Origin of the sequence: Brachymonas moutaii (nom. illeg.) (assembly GCF_049977365.1) — a bacterium.
Taxonomy (GTDB): domain Bacteria; phylum Pseudomonadota; class Gammaproteobacteria; order Burkholderiales; family Burkholderiaceae_C; genus Brachymonas.
Genome location: NZ_JBNGEN010000004.1, coordinates 15808 through 29325, shown reverse-complemented (window position 1 = coordinate 29325; position 13518 = coordinate 15808). Strand labels below are relative to the sequence as shown.

At 67.2% G+C, this 13518-nt stretch carries 13 protein-coding genes; 4 read left to right on the top strand and 9 right to left on the bottom strand.

What is annotated here, in order from left to right; genetic code table 11:
- Positions 1–91 precede the first annotated feature (91 nt).
- Positions 92–955: an EamA family transporter gene (locus tag ACP2WS_RS06255; protein ID WP_374494198.1), complete on the bottom strand. Its 864-nt coding sequence runs from the start codon at positions 953–955 to the stop codon at positions 92–94.
- A 185-nt stretch (positions 956–1140) separates the two neighbouring features.
- The gene (locus ACP2WS_RS06250; protein WP_426459995.1) at positions 1141–2487 is read right to left on the bottom strand and encodes an acetyl-CoA hydrolase/transferase family protein; all 1347 of its coding nucleotides are present in this window, start codon (positions 2485–2487) and stop codon (positions 1141–1143) included.
- 156 nt (positions 2488–2643) lie between these two features.
- On the opposite strand from ACP2WS_RS06250, the gene ilvD reads away from it, so the two are divergent.
- Entirely contained in the window at positions 2644–4509 is a 1866-nt protein-coding gene (gene ilvD / locus ACP2WS_RS06245) for a dihydroxy-acid dehydratase (protein ID WP_426459994.1), read from the top strand.
- Positions 4510–4687: 178 nt separating this feature from the next.
- On the opposite strand, the gene xerD is transcribed toward ilvD, so the two are convergent.
- Entirely contained in the window at positions 4688–5629 is a 942-nt protein-coding gene (xerD, locus tag ACP2WS_RS06240) for a site-specific tyrosine recombinase XerD (protein ID WP_426459993.1), read from the bottom strand.
- Between the two features lie 57 nt (positions 5630–5686).
- Complete coding sequence (gene queG, locus ACP2WS_RS06235; RefSeq protein ID WP_426459991.1) at positions 5687–6823, bottom strand: tRNA epoxyqueuosine(34) reductase QueG; 1137 nt, start codon at positions 6821–6823, stop codon at positions 5687–5689.
- Here queG and tsaE point away from each other — a divergent pair.
- Together tsaE and ACP2WS_RS06225 are read left to right on the top strand one after the other, a co-directional pair.
- On the top strand, positions 6822–7298 hold the full coding sequence (gene tsaE, locus ACP2WS_RS06230) for a tRNA (adenosine(37)-N6)-threonylcarbamoyltransferase complex ATPase subunit type 1 TsaE (protein WP_374494182.1): 477 nt from the start codon (positions 6822–6824) through the stop codon (positions 7296–7298). The genes queG and tsaE overlap by 2 nt on opposite strands.
- Positions 7295–8713 (top strand): N-acetylmuramoyl-L-alanine amidase, encoded by a 1419-nt coding sequence (locus ACP2WS_RS06225; protein ID WP_374494181.1) that lies wholly within the window; start codon positions 7295–7297, stop codon positions 8711–8713. Before tsaE ends, ACP2WS_RS06225 begins: the two co-directional genes overlap by 4 nt.
- Before the next feature lie 78 nt (positions 8714–8791).
- On the opposite strand, the gene ACP2WS_RS06220 is transcribed toward ACP2WS_RS06225, so the two are convergent.
- Complete coding sequence (locus tag ACP2WS_RS06220) at positions 8792–9190, bottom strand: hypothetical protein (RefSeq protein WP_426459988.1); 399 nt, start codon at positions 9188–9190, stop codon at positions 8792–8794.
- A gap of 215 nt (positions 9191–9405) precedes the next feature.
- A complete protein-coding gene (locus ACP2WS_RS06215; protein ID WP_426459987.1) occupies positions 9406–10407 on the bottom strand; it encodes a quinone oxidoreductase family protein in 1002 nt (333 codons plus the stop codon).
- A 174-nt stretch (positions 10408–10581) separates the two neighbouring features.
- Between ACP2WS_RS06215 and ACP2WS_RS06210 the strand changes: the two genes are divergently transcribed.
- Positions 10582–11538: a DMT family transporter gene (locus ACP2WS_RS06210; protein ID WP_374494176.1), complete on the top strand. Its 957-nt coding sequence runs from the start codon at positions 10582–10584 to the stop codon at positions 11536–11538.
- Here the strand turns inward: ACP2WS_RS06210 and ACP2WS_RS06205 are convergent.
- The 3 genes from ACP2WS_RS06205 to ACP2WS_RS06195 are packed head-to-tail and all read right to left on the bottom strand — an operon-like array spanning position 11527 to position 13495.
- The gene (locus ACP2WS_RS06205; RefSeq protein WP_374494174.1) at positions 11527–12342 is read right to left on the bottom strand and encodes a class I SAM-dependent methyltransferase; all 816 of its coding nucleotides are present in this window, start codon (positions 12340–12342) and stop codon (positions 11527–11529) included. The genes ACP2WS_RS06210 and ACP2WS_RS06205 overlap by 12 nt on opposite strands.
- 41 nt (positions 12343–12383) lie before the next feature.
- A complete protein-coding gene (gene dtd, locus ACP2WS_RS06200) occupies positions 12384–12842 on the bottom strand; it encodes a D-aminoacyl-tRNA deacylase (RefSeq protein ID WP_426459985.1) in 459 nt (152 codons plus the stop codon).
- Positions 12839–13495 (bottom strand): 2-hydroxychromene-2-carboxylate isomerase, encoded by a 657-nt coding sequence (locus tag ACP2WS_RS06195; protein ID WP_374494172.1) that lies wholly within the window; start codon positions 13493–13495, stop codon positions 12839–12841. Before ACP2WS_RS06195 ends, dtd begins: the two co-directional genes overlap by 4 nt.
- Positions 13496–13518 lie beyond the last annotated feature (23 nt).

The following is a 13518-nucleotide window of genomic DNA, read 5'->3' as shown; positions in this document are numbered from 1 at the left end:
GGAATGGAGAAGGCAAGGCAGGCGCGGCGCCTTGCATCGGCGCCTCGTCTCCGGGAGACGCTGTCGCCGACAGGCTGCCGGGCTTTCCGGATTATGCCGGCATCATCGCCCCGATGGCCCCCAGCGCCAGCGCCACGCCCAGCCAGTTCAGCCGCCCCAGCGGTTCACGGAAAGCCCAGGCTCCCAGGAGCGTCCCGCCCACGATGACCCCCATGTTCATCGAGGAGAACACCAGCGCCGGATTGCCCGGCAGACTCTGGTGCGCCCGGATGTAGGTATAGATGTTGGCAAAGTTCAGCCCGCCCAGCAGCACACCGGCCAGCAGATGCCCTGCTCCCCAGCGCACCCGCACCACGGCCAGATAGCCCAGCATGAGCACGCCGGCAAGCGCAAAGGCCGCCAGCAAGCCGCCCGGGAAGGCGGCCCCTGCTTTCGCCATCTGCTTGAACAGGATGTCGATCACGCCATACCCCAGCAGCACGGTCAGGGGCCAGATCCAGCTCCCTGCCCCATGCCCCTTGCGGGCACCGCCGCGCCCGGAACGGGTCAGCAGGCAGGCCATGGCTCCGAGCGCCAGCCCTACCCCCAGCAGCTTGCGCGCCGTCAGGGGCTCGCCGAACCACACAAAGGCCGCCAGCAGCGGAATGATGAGCGAAAGCCGCTGCGCTGCATCCGTGCGTGCCAGCCCCGCCTCGTGCAGCGAACGGGCCAGCAGCAGGAACACCGACGGCAGCAACACCCCGAGCGCCAGAAAGATGCCCCAGGGCTGACCTGGCTCGAACAGCCGGGGAATATCCGGGCGCAGAAGCCAGGCACACAGGGAAGACGCCACCACATAGTTCATGAAGATGGCCTGCCGCACATCCAGCCCGCGTGCCCGCCCCGCCTTGAGAAGCGCGCCCACGGCCACGCTGCACACCACACTGACTCCCAGAAACACCAATCCCGTCTGCACGGACATCTGTCTTCTCCTCTGTCTTCAGGCCCTGCCGGCCAGCACCTTATCCTGCACATCATGTGGTGCCCCCGCACGCTGCCGCTGCACCGTCCATGCAAAAAGGCGCTGCCGGGCAAGGGCAGCGCCTTTTTGTGCGGTGAGGCAGACAGCCATCGAAAGGCTTCTGCCTGCGCCGGACAGGCTCAGTCCAGCTTGTTGGAATGGCGCCAGATGCCCATTTCTGCGGCGTCCTTGACGAGCTGGTCGCGGAAGTCGGGGTGCGCAATCGCGATCAGGGCCTCGGCACGCTGCCAGGTCGACTTGCCCTTGAGCTGGGCACAGCCGTATTCGGTCACCACGTAGTGCACCAGCGAACGCGGGCAGGTCACCACGGAGCCGGCAGACAGCGTGGGCACGATGCGCGAGGCCAGCGTGCCGTCCTTCTGCTTGAAGGTGGAGCTGATGCAGATCAGGCCCTTGCCGCCTTCGGAGTTGAAGGCACCCAGGATGAAGTCGAGCTGCCCGCCGGTGCCGGAGATCTGGCGCGTGCCGGCCGATTCGCTCGACACCTGCGAGAACAGATCCACCTCGATCGCGTTGTTGATGGCGACCACCTTGGGGTTGCTGCCGATCACGTTCGGGTTGTTGGTGTAGGACACCGGGAAGATCGCGGCGGCCGGGTTCATGTCCAGGAAGTCATAGAGCTTCTGGGAGCCCATGGCGAAGGTGTAGACCATCTTGCCGTGGTCGATGCCCTTGCGCTTGCCGGTGATGCGGCCAGCCTCGTACATGTCGACATAGGAGTCGGCCAGCATCTCGGTGTGCACGCCAAGGTCCTTGAGGTCGCTCTGAGCGATCATGGCCCCGACGATGTTGGGCAGGGCCCCAATGCCGAGCTGGATCGTGGAGCCGTCCTCGATCAGGTTCATGACGTGGTTGGCGATGCCCTGGTCGGCCTCGCTCACCGGAGTGGCCGGCAGCTGGACCAGCGGCGTGTTGGGGCCTTCGATCACATGGTCGATTTCGGAGATGTGGATGCACTCCTCCAGCCCACCCAGGCAGCGCGGCACGGAGGTGTTGACTTCCACAATGGCCTTCTTGGCCTTGCGCAGATAGGCCGGGCCCATCGAGCAGCTGGTCGACAGGTTGAAGTAGCCATGCACGTCCATGGGAGTGACCTGCACCACGGCCACATCGGGAGCGATGTACTCGTCCACGATCTTGGGGCCCTGGTGGTAGGTGAAGGGAATGTAGCTGGCCAGCCCCTTCTCGGCGCCCTTGCGAGCCAGGCCGGAGAAATGCCAGTCGTTCCAGATGAACGATTCGCGGCGCGGATCGGCCTCCACGCACTTGAGCGGCTTGACGCGCGTGGTGGTGGTCAGGATCACATCGCGCAGGTCGTTCTTGCGCAGTGCCAGTGCGGCATCGAATGCCTCGACGTTCTGGACGAATTCGCCCATGAAAACGGTATCGCCCGACTTGACCAGCGCAGCAGCCGTTTCAGCCGATACGAGTTTTTGCCGGTAAAGATCTTGGTAGCTCTGTCCCATCGTCGGTGTCTCCGTCACTAGTTAATCTGATAAATTGTAACACCACCCCCCTCTCTCCCCAGTCAGGGAAATCGTGACTTTCCAGAGTGATTTGGCATAATCGATCGATACATGACATGTGTCTGACGCACATGCCTCACCACAAGGATTTCACTCATGCCGCAATACCGTTCCCACACTTCCACCCACGGCCGCAACATGGCCGGCGCCCGTGCGCTCTGGCGCGCCACCGGCATGACGGACGGGGATTTCGGCAAGCCCATCATCGCCATTGCCAATTCGTTCACGCAGTTCGTGCCCGGGCATGTGCACCTGCATGACCTCGGCCAGCTGGTGGCCCGCGAAGTGGAAGCCGCAGGCGGCGTGGCCAAGGAGTTCAACACCATCGCCATCGACGACGGCATTGCCATGGGGCATCTGGGCATGCTCTACAGCCTGCCAAGCCGCGACCTGATCGCCGACAGCGTCGAATACATGGTCAACGCGCACTGCGCCGACGCCCTGGTGTGCATCAGCAACTGCGACAAGATCACCCCCGGGATGCTCATGGCCGCCATGCGCCTGAACATTCCCACGGTGTTCGTGTCCGGCGGCCCCATGGAGGCCGGCAAGGTCATCGCCATTGCCAACGGCAGCCAGGTGGAACGCAAGCTCGACCTGATCGATGCCATGGTCGACGCCGCCAACGACCGCATCCCCGACGCCGAAGTGGCCGCCACCGAACGCTCGGCCTGCCCCACCTGCGGCTCGTGCTCGGGCATGTTCACGGCCAACTCCATGAACTGCCTGACCGAGGCGCTCGGCCTCTCCCTGCCGGGCAACGGCTCGCTCGTCGCCACCCATGCCCAGCGCAAGGAACTGTTCCTGCAGGCAGGCCGCCTGGTGGTGGAACTGGCGCGGCGCTACTACGAGCAGGACGACGACAGCGTGCTGCCCCGCTCCATCGCCACCAAGGAAGCGTTCGAGAACGCCATGAGCCTCGACATCGCCATGGGTGGCTCGACCAACACCATCCTGCACCTGCTGGCGGCTGCCAGCGAAGCCGAGGTGGATTTCCGCATGGCCGACATCGACCGCCTGAGCCGCCATGTGCCGTGCCTGTGCAAGGTGGCCCCTGCCACGCAGAAGTACCACATGGAAGACGTGCACCGCGCCGGCGGGGTCATGGGCATCCTGTCCGAACTGTCCCGCGCCGGGCTGCTGCACGGCCATGTGCACACGGTGCACAGCCCCTCGCTCGACACGGCGCTGGCCGAGTGGGATGTCATGCGCAACAACGAGGGCAGTGCCTCCCATCTGCGCTACCTGGCTGCCCCCGGCGGCGTGCGCACCACGCAGGCCTTCAGCCAGAGCCGCAGCTACAAGTCGCTCGATACCGACCGCGCCGAAGGCTGCATCCGCGACCAGGCCCATGCCTACTCGCAGGATGGCGGCCTGGCCGTGCTGTTCGGCAACATTGCCGAACGCGGCTGCGTGGTGAAGACGGCTGGTGTCGATGAAAGCATCTGGAAGTTCACCGGCCGTGCCCGCGTGTTCGAGAGCCAGGACGATGCCGTCGAGGCCATTCTGGCCGACCAGGTCGTTGCCGGTGACGTGGTGGTGATCCGCTACGAAGGCCCCAAGGGAGGCCCTGGCATGCAGGAAATGCTCTACCCCACGAGCTACCTCAAGAGCAAGGGGCTGGGCAAGCAGTGTGCGCTGCTGACCGATGGCCGCTTCTCGGGCGGCACATCGGGCCTGTCCATCGGACACGCATCGCCCGAAGCAGCCGAAGGTGGCGCCATTGGCCTCATCGAGGAAGGCGATGCCATCGAGATCGACATTCCGCAGCGCCGCATCCATCTGGCCGTGGGCGATGACGTGCTCGCCGAACGCCGCAGCGCCATGGAAGCCCGTGGCAAGACGGCCTGGAAGCCGGTCAACCGCGAGCGCCACGTTTCGGCTGCCCTGCGTGCCTATGCCGCCATGACGACGAGTGCCGACACCGGTGCCGTGCGCGACGTGACGCAGGTCGAGCACTGAGCCCCTCCTGCGCCCCGTGCCATGTCACGGGCTATATGCCGGCCACAGGCGCGGCTCCTTCGGGAGCGGCGCCTTTTTTCTGGTTCATCGAACCATGCCAGCGAAGGGGGCTCCGCCACGGGCGTACTGCCCTGTACGCAAGCCCTGGAGCTGGATGGCCCGGCCCGGAGTCACGGCCTCAGCCACGCGGGTGGTGCCGGGCATGCAGCGTCTTGAGCCGTTCGCGCGCCACATGGGTGTAGATGGTGGTGGTGCTGATGTCGGCATGCCCGAGCAGCATCTGCACCGCGCGCAGATCGGCTCCGTGGTTGAGCAGATGGGTGGCGAATGCATGCCGCAGGGTATGCGGCGACAGCGGCGCCTGGATGTCGGCCTTGCGCGCATACCGCTTGACCAGGTTCCAGAACATCACGCGCGTCATCGCCTCGCCGGCATGCATGCCCCGGGCCGTGACGAACACCGCATCGGACGCACGGCCGGCCAGCAGCACGGGGCGTACCTCCTGGAGATAGCGCTCCAGCCAGCGTGCGGCTTCGTCACCGAAAGGCACCAGGCGCTCCTTGTCCCCCTTGCCGGTCACGCGCACCACCTGCTCGCCCAGACCCAGCCCATGGCGCCGCAACCCCACCAGCTCGCTCACGCGCAGCCCGCTGGCGTACATCAGTTCGAGCATGGCCCGATCCCGCAGCCCGAGCAGGGTCGTCACATCGGGCGCGGCCAGCAGGGCCTCGACCTGGGCCTCGGACAGGCTGTGGGGCACCCGCACCGGCTGCTTGGCGGCCATCAGGCGCAGGGTCGGGTCTTCGGCCCTGCGCCGCTCGCGCACGGCCCAGCGGTAATAGCGCCGAAGAACGGTGAGCTTGCGGTTGGCGCTCGTGGCCTTGCCCCCCTGCAGGTACAGGGCCGCCTGGTAGTGCTGCAGCTCGGGCTCGGAAGCGGTATCGAGGGTGCAGCCTGAACCGCTGTGATGCAGCAGCCAATCTGCAAACAGGGTGAGATCGCGCCGGTAGGCGGCCAGGGTGTTGGTCGACAGCCCGTCTTCCAGCCACAGCGCGTCGACGAAGGCGTCGATGGCCGAGACATCGGCGGGCACAGGGGAAGGAGCGGAAGTGCGCGTCATGGCATGATTATCCGGCGCAAGGCGTATGGGCAGATGTCTGCTGCGGTGCACAGGAGCCTATGCGCGCGCACTGCCGCCAGCGGGATCATCGGCGTCCCGCTGGCGCAGGGCCCACTGCACATGTTCGCGCACGATCGGGTCGGGATGTGCCAGATGCTGCTGCAGGGCGGCGCGCACTGCGGGCACCTGTGCCGGAGCCGCCACCCGCAGGGCATTGCCCAGGGCCACGGCCAGATTGCGCAGCCAGCGTGCATGCCCGATGCGCCGGATGGGGCTGCCCTCGGTCCGCCGCAGGAACTCCTCCTCGCTCCACTGCCACAACGTCAGCAGCTCGGCATGCCCGAGCCCGTGGCGTTCGTCGAAATCGGGCAGTGCGTTGCGCCGTGCGAACTTGTTCCAGGGGCACACGAGCTGGCAGTCGTCGCAGCCGTAGATGCGGTTGCCCATGCGCGGTCGCAGGTCTTCGGGGATGCTGCCCGCATGCTCGATGGTGAGGTACGAGATGCAGCGCCGCGCATCGAGCCGATAGGGGGCCGTGATGGCCCCGGTGGGGCAGGCATCGAGACAGGCATGGCAGTGCCCGCAGTGCCCCTGCTCGGGCTCCGTGAGCGGCAGGGCAAAGTCGATGTAGATCTCCCCCAGGAAGAAGGTGGACCCCGCCGTGCGGCTCAGCACCAGGGTGTGCTTGCCCCGCCAGCCCTGTCCGCTGCGCCCGGCCAGCTCGGCCTCCAGCACAGGGGCGGAATCGGTGAACACGCGGTGCCCGAAGGGCCCCACCCAGCCTGCGATGGTGTCGGCCAACTTCTGCAGCCGGCCACGGACGACCTTGTGGTAGTCCCGGCCTCGGGCATAGAGCGAAATGACGGCCTCGCCAGGCTCGGTCAGGCGCCGCAGCTCCCGCGCACGCCAGTCGGCCGGGGTGGCCGCCGGCAGGTAGTCCATGCGCACGGTCAGCACCCGCACCGTGCCCGGCACCAGTTCGGCGGGGCGGGCGCGGCGCAGCCCGTGGGCGGCCATGTAGGCCATTTCCCCATGGAAACCCTGCGCCAGCCAGGCCAGGAGACCCGGTTCGGCACTGGCCAGATCGACATCGGCCACCCCCACGTGGGCAAAGCCCAGGGAGTGGGCTGCCTCGCGGATGCACGCCAGCAGATGATCGGGAGATAATGCGGAGGACTGACAGTTCACGCCCATGATTGTAAAAACCTTCACCTGGCCAGACGAATCCGCCACCGCCGACTTTGCGGCGCGGCTGGTTGCGCAGTGGTGCAGTCTGCCCTCTCCCCTCGACATGGTGCTGCTGCTCGATGGCGACCTGGGAGCGGGCAAGACCACCCTGGTGCGCCACGTGCTGCGCGCGCTCGGGGTGCATGGCCGCATCAAGAGCCCTACCTACGCCGTGGTGGAGCCGTATGACACCGCGCTGGCGCCGGTCTGGCACTTCGATTTCTACCGTTTCAACGATCCCCGCGAGTGGGAGGATGCCGGCTTCCGCGACCTGTTTGCCAGCCCCGGGCTCAAACTGGTCGAATGGCCCGAAAAAGCGGGCCCGCTCCTGCCCGTGGCCGACTGGACGCTGCATGTGGCCGTGCAGGACGACGATGTCCGCCACGTGCGCATCGAGGCCGCCACTCCCACCGGCGAACATCTCCTGCAGGCTCTCTCATGATGATCAAGCGTCGGCATCTCGTGCAACTCGCGGGCGCCCTGATGGCGGGGGTGCATACCCTTGCGCGCGCAGCCAACATCGTGGCCGTACGGGTCTGGCCCGCACCGGACTACACCCGCATCACCCTCGAATCGGACCAGCCCCTGCAGTACAGCCAGCGCGCGATCCAGAATCCGCCCCGGCTGGCCGTGGATCTCACGGGGGTGCCGCTCACCCCTGCCCTGCGCGATCTGGTGGCCAAGGTGCAGGCCAACGACCCGAACATCGCCCGCATCCGCGTAGGACAGTACACCCCGGAACTCGTGCGCATCGTGATCGACCTCAAACAGCCGATCTCGCCCCAGGTCTTCAGCCTGCCGCCGGTCGCTGCCTATCGCAACCGGCTGGTGTTCGACCTGTTTCCCTCCCGTCCGGTCGATCCGCTGGCGCAGTTCATCGCCGAACGCGACACCGCTGCCCCTGCTCCGACTGCCCCTCCCCCCGCCCGTCCGGCAGCCCCGCCAGTGCGCCGTGGAACGCCTCCCGATGCCCTCGGCGCACTCATTGCCCGCCGCAACGGCCGTACAGGCCCCGCCCACCAGCTGCCCGAGCTGGCTGCCCTGGACGCCCCGCCACGCAGGCACAGCGCCCCGGCTCCCGCCGAGCCAGCCCCTTCCATCGAAGCCCCTGCCGTGCTCACGGGCCGCAAGACCAGCCGGCTCATCATCGTCGCCATCGACCCCGGACATGGAGGGGAGGACCCGGGCGCCACCGGCCCGGCGGGCACCCACGAAAAGGACATCGTGCTGCGCATCGGCCACCTGCTGCGCCAGCGCATCGACGGCACCACGGTCCGCGGCAACCCGATGCGGGTGTTCATGACGCGGGATGCCGACTTCTTCGTGCCGCTGCACGTGCGGGTCCAGAAGGCCCGGAGGGTGCAGGCCGACCTGTTCGTGAGCATCCACGCCGATGCCTTCATCACGCCCCAGGCACGGGGATCGAGTGTCTTTGCCCTGAGCTCCAAGGGAGCCAGCAGCAGCGCCGCTCGCTGGATGGCCAACAAGGAAAACGAAGCCGATCTGGTGGGTGGCATCAATGTGCGCAGCCGCGACACGCTCGTGCAGCGTGCCCTGCTCGACCTGAGCACCACCGCCCAGATCCGCGACAGCATGGTGCTCGGCAACTCCATGCTGGGCGAAATCGGCAAGATCAACCGCCTTCACAAGGGCAAGGTCGAGCAGGCCGGATTTGCCGTGCTCAAGGCCCCCGACATTCCCAGCGTGCTGGTGGAAACCGCCTTTGTCAGCAATCCCGAGGAAGAGGCCCGGCTGCGCGATCCCTCCTACCAGGCCCGCATGGCCGACTCGCTGCACCGCGGCATCCAGGACTATTTCAGCCGCAACCCGCCGCTGGCCCGCAGCCGCACGGTCTGATGGCGGGGCTGTGCCCCCTGCTGCCTGCGCCCTCAGGCGGTGGCTGCAGGCCCCCGCACGCAGCCCGGATCGCGATGATCAGCGGCTACCGTTGAGCTTGACATCCGCCAGCCAGGTGTCCGTGCGGTAGCCGGCCGACCCGCGGTAGGCGCTGGCCATGTCGTCGAGAATGGAGTTGGTGTCGTCCCGCGCATGCGCTCCGCCGTGGCGCGAGAGCCGCACGCTGCGGCGGTTCTCGTAGTCGATGCAGCGCGAGGTGGAGTTCTCGAACACCATGGAGGCCCCGCGCCCGAAGCGGCGCGGCACGGTCTGGTGCAGCTGGTAGGCCATGTTCACCGGCGTCTCCGCCGAACGCTGCACCATGTGCCCCCTGGCGTTGTAGACCGTGAAGCAGGAGGCCTGCACACCGGCCGCAGCCAGCAGGGCTGCCGCCCCCAGAATCCACTGGATGCCGATGCGATGGGTTGTGGTGTGCATGGAATGGGTCCTCCGCCTGGGTCTCTGGCCTTGTGTGTGCTGCACAGCCAGCGCGGCTCCGCTCGGGGCACGCTGCTGCTGTCTTTTGCGCTACATCATACCGTTCGCCAGAAACCTTGCGGCGGCGCCACGGCCCCGGAGGCCCGCCGGCCGCAGGGCTGTCGGGCCTCCGCCACACCCTCGGGCGGCAGCGGTCGACGTGCCTCGCCGCCGTGCTACAGGGTCAGGATGGTGGAGCCCATGGTCTGACGCGCCTCCAGGCTCCGGTGGGCCTCGCGCACGTCCTCCAGCGCAAATCGCTGCCCGATATGGATCTGGATCCTGCCCGAGGTCACCATGCCGAAGAGTTCATCGACCATGGCCTGCACGGTTTCCCGCGAGCGCAGGTGAGTGAACAGCGTCTGCCGCGTGAGGTACAGGCAGCCCTTCTGGGCCAGCACCAGCGGTGCCACCGGAGGCACCGGTCCAGAGGCATTGCCGTAGGTCACCATGAGGCCGAAGGGCATCAGGCAATCGAGCGATCCCTCGAACGTGTCCTTGCCGACCGAGTCCAGCACCAGCTTGACCTTCTGCCCGCCTGTGATCTCGCGAACACGCTCCACGAAGTTCTCGGTGCGGTAGTTGATGACGTGGGCAGCCCCCAGGCTCTGCGCCAGGGCACACTTCTCGTCGCTGCCCGCCGTGCCGATGAGCTGCAGCCCCAGCGCCCGTGCCCACTGGCAGGCAATGAGCCCCACGCCGCCGGCAGCGGCATGGAACAGCACATGATCCCCTGCCTCCACGTCGAGCTGCCCCCGCACGCGGCGCAGCAGATATTCGGCCGTCAGCCCCTTGAGCATCATGGCTGCGCCCGTCTCGAAGGAAATCCCATCCGGCAGGCGGCAGACGGTCATGGCCGGCAGGGTGCGCCAATCGGCATAGCTGCCGGGACTGGGCGCCACGTAGGCCACGCGGTCGCCGGCATGGAGATGGCTCACGCCCTCCCCCACCGACTCCACGACCCCGGCAGCCTCCAGACCCAGCCGCAAGGGCATGGGCAGGGCATACAGCCCGGTACGCTGGTACACATCGATGAAATTGAGCCCTACGGCATGGTGCTGCACCCGAACCTCACCGGGCCCGGGCGCCGGAATGTCGACAGTGCAGATCTCCATGGCGTCCGGCCCCCCGGGCGCGTTCACCTGCACGACACGGCTGCGAATGGATGAGGACGACATGGAGTGCTCCTGGGCTGGTATTCGATATGCGGCGATCGTACCGCGCACCGACCGCCTGGCTCCCACCCGGAACGGATATCCCCGACACCCTCAGGGCCGATGAGACGGGGGCCCTGACTCTGCCAGCCCTGTCCGGCCAGAGGCCATGCATCGATCTTTGTTACAGTCTGGGGAATGTCTGTACCCTCACACTCCGCCTCGGGCGCCCCCTCCTCTGCCTCGGCTGCGGCCACGCCCCACCTCACGGCGCGGGCGGCCACCATGCTCACGGTGGCCCCGCTGCTGTGGGCCGGCAATGCCGTGGTGGGCCGTGCACTCAACCCGCTCATTCCCCCCGTCACCCTGAACCTGCTGCGCTGGGTGCTCGCATGCCTGATCCTGCTGCCCTTTGCCGGCGGTGTCCTGCGTCCCGGCAGCCCGCTGTGGGCGCACTGGAAGCGGTTTTCCCTGCTGGGACTGCTGGGCATCGGCTGCTACAACATGCTGCAGTACATGGCACTGCGGACCTCCACCCCGGTCAACGTCACCCTGGTGGCCAGCAGCATGCCGCTGGGCATGATGCTCGTCGGCCGCCTGTTCTACGATGTGCCGATCACGCGCCCCAAGCTGTGGGGCGCTGCCCTCTCGCTGGCCGGCGTGCTGCTCGTGCTGTCGCGGGGAAGCTGGAGCAACCTGCTGCACCTGCACCTTGTGGTGGGCGACCTGTTCATGCTGGCGGCCACACTGTGCTGGTCGTTCTACAGCTGGATGCTGATGCACACCCGCGAACCCGCCGGACTCCGCGGGGACTGGAAGGCCTTTCTGCTCGCACAGATCGCCCTGGGGGTGGTGTGGTCGCTCTTCTTCACGGGCATCGAATGGGCCGTCGAGCCCGATCTGCACATCGTCTGGAGCCCGGCCCTCTGGGCGGGGCTGGCCTACGTGGCCATCGGTCCTGCCATTCTGGCGTTTGCCTTCTGGGGCATGGGGGTGCAGCAGGCAGGCCCCACCATCGGGAGCTTCTTCACCAACCTGACGCCGGTTTTCGCGGCCCTGCTGTCGGCCTTTTTCCTCGGCGAATCGCCTGCCTGGTTCCACGCAGTGGCCTTTGTCCTGATCGTGGCAGGCATCGTGGTGTCGTCACGCCATTGAGGCCACGTCCGGCACGTCCTCCAGCCGGCGCAGCACCTTGATCCATTTGTGCGCCGGCAGGCCCCAGCGCGCCCGGATCACCTCGGCCCGCGCCTGCATCCCCTCCGGTGACGGGGCCGATGCCGCATCGCGCAGGGCCAGCACCACCGTATTGCCCTCGCGGGTAGGACGGAAGCACCACACGGCACCTGGCCCGAAGGCCCCGGCCATGCGCTGCACGCTGCGCACGAAGCTGCTGTCGCGCCCGAACAGGTTCACGGTCATGCAGCCATCGGGAGTGAGTGTGTCGCGGCAGCGGGCATAGAAGTCCGCATCGTCGAGCACCGGGGCAGCGGCTTCCTGGTCGTACAGGTCCACCTGCAGCGCATCGACCACGCCCTGCCACTCGGGCTCCGCAATGGCCAGACCCGCATCCGCGATCCGCACCTCCAGCCGCTCGCTGTCTGCCGGCAGACGGAACCACTGCCGGCAGGCCGCCACCACCTGCGGATTGAGCTCGATGCAGCTTGTGCGCATGCCGAGCTTGCGAAAGGCGAACTTGGTCAGGGCGGCCGCCCCCAGCCCCAGCTGCAGGGCACGCCGCTCAGACACGCTGTCCGGCTCCACGAACAGCAGCCATGCCATCATGCGCTGCACGTACTCCAGATCGATGGCCCAGGCATTGCCCAGCCGCATGCTGCCCTGTATCCAGGGTGTGCCTCCAAGATGCAGATAGCGGCTGCGTCCATCCTCGGAGATGTGGACAGCGGGACAGGCGGCATCCTGCCGGGCAGCGGATGCAGAAGAGGAACGGCGTGACGACATGGCGCAGATTGTAGGGGGCCCCGTGACGCCAGCTCCCGCGCTCAGGGCTGCATGTCGAGCCAGATGGTCACCGGCCCATCATTGACGAGCGCCACCTGCATGTCGGCTCCAAAGCGCCCCGTGGCCACGTCCGGGTGCAGGCACCGCGCCTGCTGCACCACATGGTCATAGAGCGCACGCCCCTGCGCAGCAGGCGCTGCCCCCGTGAAGCTCGGGCGATTGCCGCGCGAACAGTCCGCCGCCAGGGTGAACTGGCTCACCAGCAGCAGACCGCCCGGTGTCCCTGCGCCATCAAGGTCCCTGAGGTCGCGATTGAGACGACCTTCGGCATCGCTGAAGATGCGCAGCTTGAGCACCTTGGCCAACAGGCGATCGGCCACCGCCTCGTCATCCTGGGGCTCCGCACACAGCAGCACCAGCAGACCGGGACCGATCCGGCCTATCTCCTCGTCCTCCACCGTCACGCTGGCCTGACGCACGCGCTGCAGCAGGGCCTTCATGCGACCACCTCCGGCACGTCGGCTCCCGGCTGACAGGCCAGCAGCGCATCGCGCAGCATCGGCAGACTGTCCACACCCCAGAACAGCGCATGGTCGTCGGTGCCCTCCCCAGTCGCAGCCGAAGCCGTCTGGAGCACAAAGGTCGGCACGCCGAACACCCCCAGACGCAGTGCTTCCTCGCCCAGAGCGAACAGCTCGGCCTTCACCGCCTCTCCCGCTGGATCGCGCACCTCGGGCAACAGGGCCGTCATGGCCTGCCAGATCTCCTGCTGGAAGTCCGCATCATCGGGATCGCGTCCCTCCTCCCAGATGGCCTGAAAAAGGGTCTCGCACACATACCGACTCGGCAGCCCGTGCGGACTGCTCGCCAAGGCCATGCGCAGCCACGGCAGGGAACGGAACGGATGCACCGCCGGCATCCGCATGGGCAGGCCATGCTGCCCAGCCAGCCAGAGCGTGTGCCGCCGGATCCAGTCCCGCTTGGGCGGGAGCTGCACCGGCGGTGGAGTGCCGTGCGCCTTGAGCAGCGCTCCCAGCACCACAGGTCGGTAGTTCACTCGGCACGCCAGCCCCTCCAGCGTCTGCGGCAGCAGATGGAATGCCAGATAGGCATACGGCGACACCACGTCAAAAAAGAAATGAACAACTGGCATGGATGAAATCCCCCTTCCAAAAA

Coding starts and splice junctions, on each gene's coding strand:
- ACP2WS_RS06250 (WP_426459995.1), bottom strand. CDS start 2,487: ATGGGACAGAGCTACCAAGATCTTTACCGGCAAAAACTCGTATCGGCT.
- ilvD (WP_426459994.1), top strand. CDS start 2,644: ATGCCGCAATACCGTTCCCACACTTCCACCCACGGCCGCAACATGGCC.
- xerD (WP_426459993.1), bottom strand. CDS start 5,629: ATGACGCGCACTTCCGCTCCTTCCCCTGTGCCCGCCGATGTCTCGGCC.
- tsaE (WP_374494182.1), top strand. CDS start 6,822: ATGATTGTAAAAACCTTCACCTGGCCAGACGAATCCGCCACCGCCGAC.
- queG (WP_426459991.1), bottom strand. CDS start 6,823: ATGGGCGTGAACTGTCAGTCCTCCGCATTATCTCCCGATCATCTGCTG.
- ACP2WS_RS06225 (WP_374494181.1), top strand. CDS start 7,295: ATGATGATCAAGCGTCGGCATCTCGTGCAACTCGCGGGCGCCCTGATG.
- ACP2WS_RS06220 (WP_426459988.1), bottom strand. CDS start 9,190: ATGCACACCACAACCCATCGCATCGGCATCCAGTGGATTCTGGGGGCG.
- ACP2WS_RS06215 (WP_426459987.1), bottom strand. CDS start 10,407: ATGTCGTCCTCATCCATTCGCAGCCGTGTCGTGCAGGTGAACGCGCCC.
- ACP2WS_RS06210 (WP_374494176.1), top strand. CDS start 10,582: ATGTCTGTACCCTCACACTCCGCCTCGGGCGCCCCCTCCTCTGCCTCG.
- ACP2WS_RS06205 (WP_374494174.1), bottom strand. CDS start 12,342: ATGTCGTCACGCCGTTCCTCTTCTGCATCCGCTGCCCGGCAGGATGCC.
- dtd (WP_426459985.1), bottom strand. CDS start 12,842: ATGAAGGCCCTGCTGCAGCGCGTGCGTCAGGCCAGCGTGACGGTGGAG.
- ACP2WS_RS06195 (WP_374494172.1), bottom strand. CDS start 13,495: ATGCCAGTTGTTCATTTCTTTTTTGACGTGGTGTCGCCGTATGCCTAT.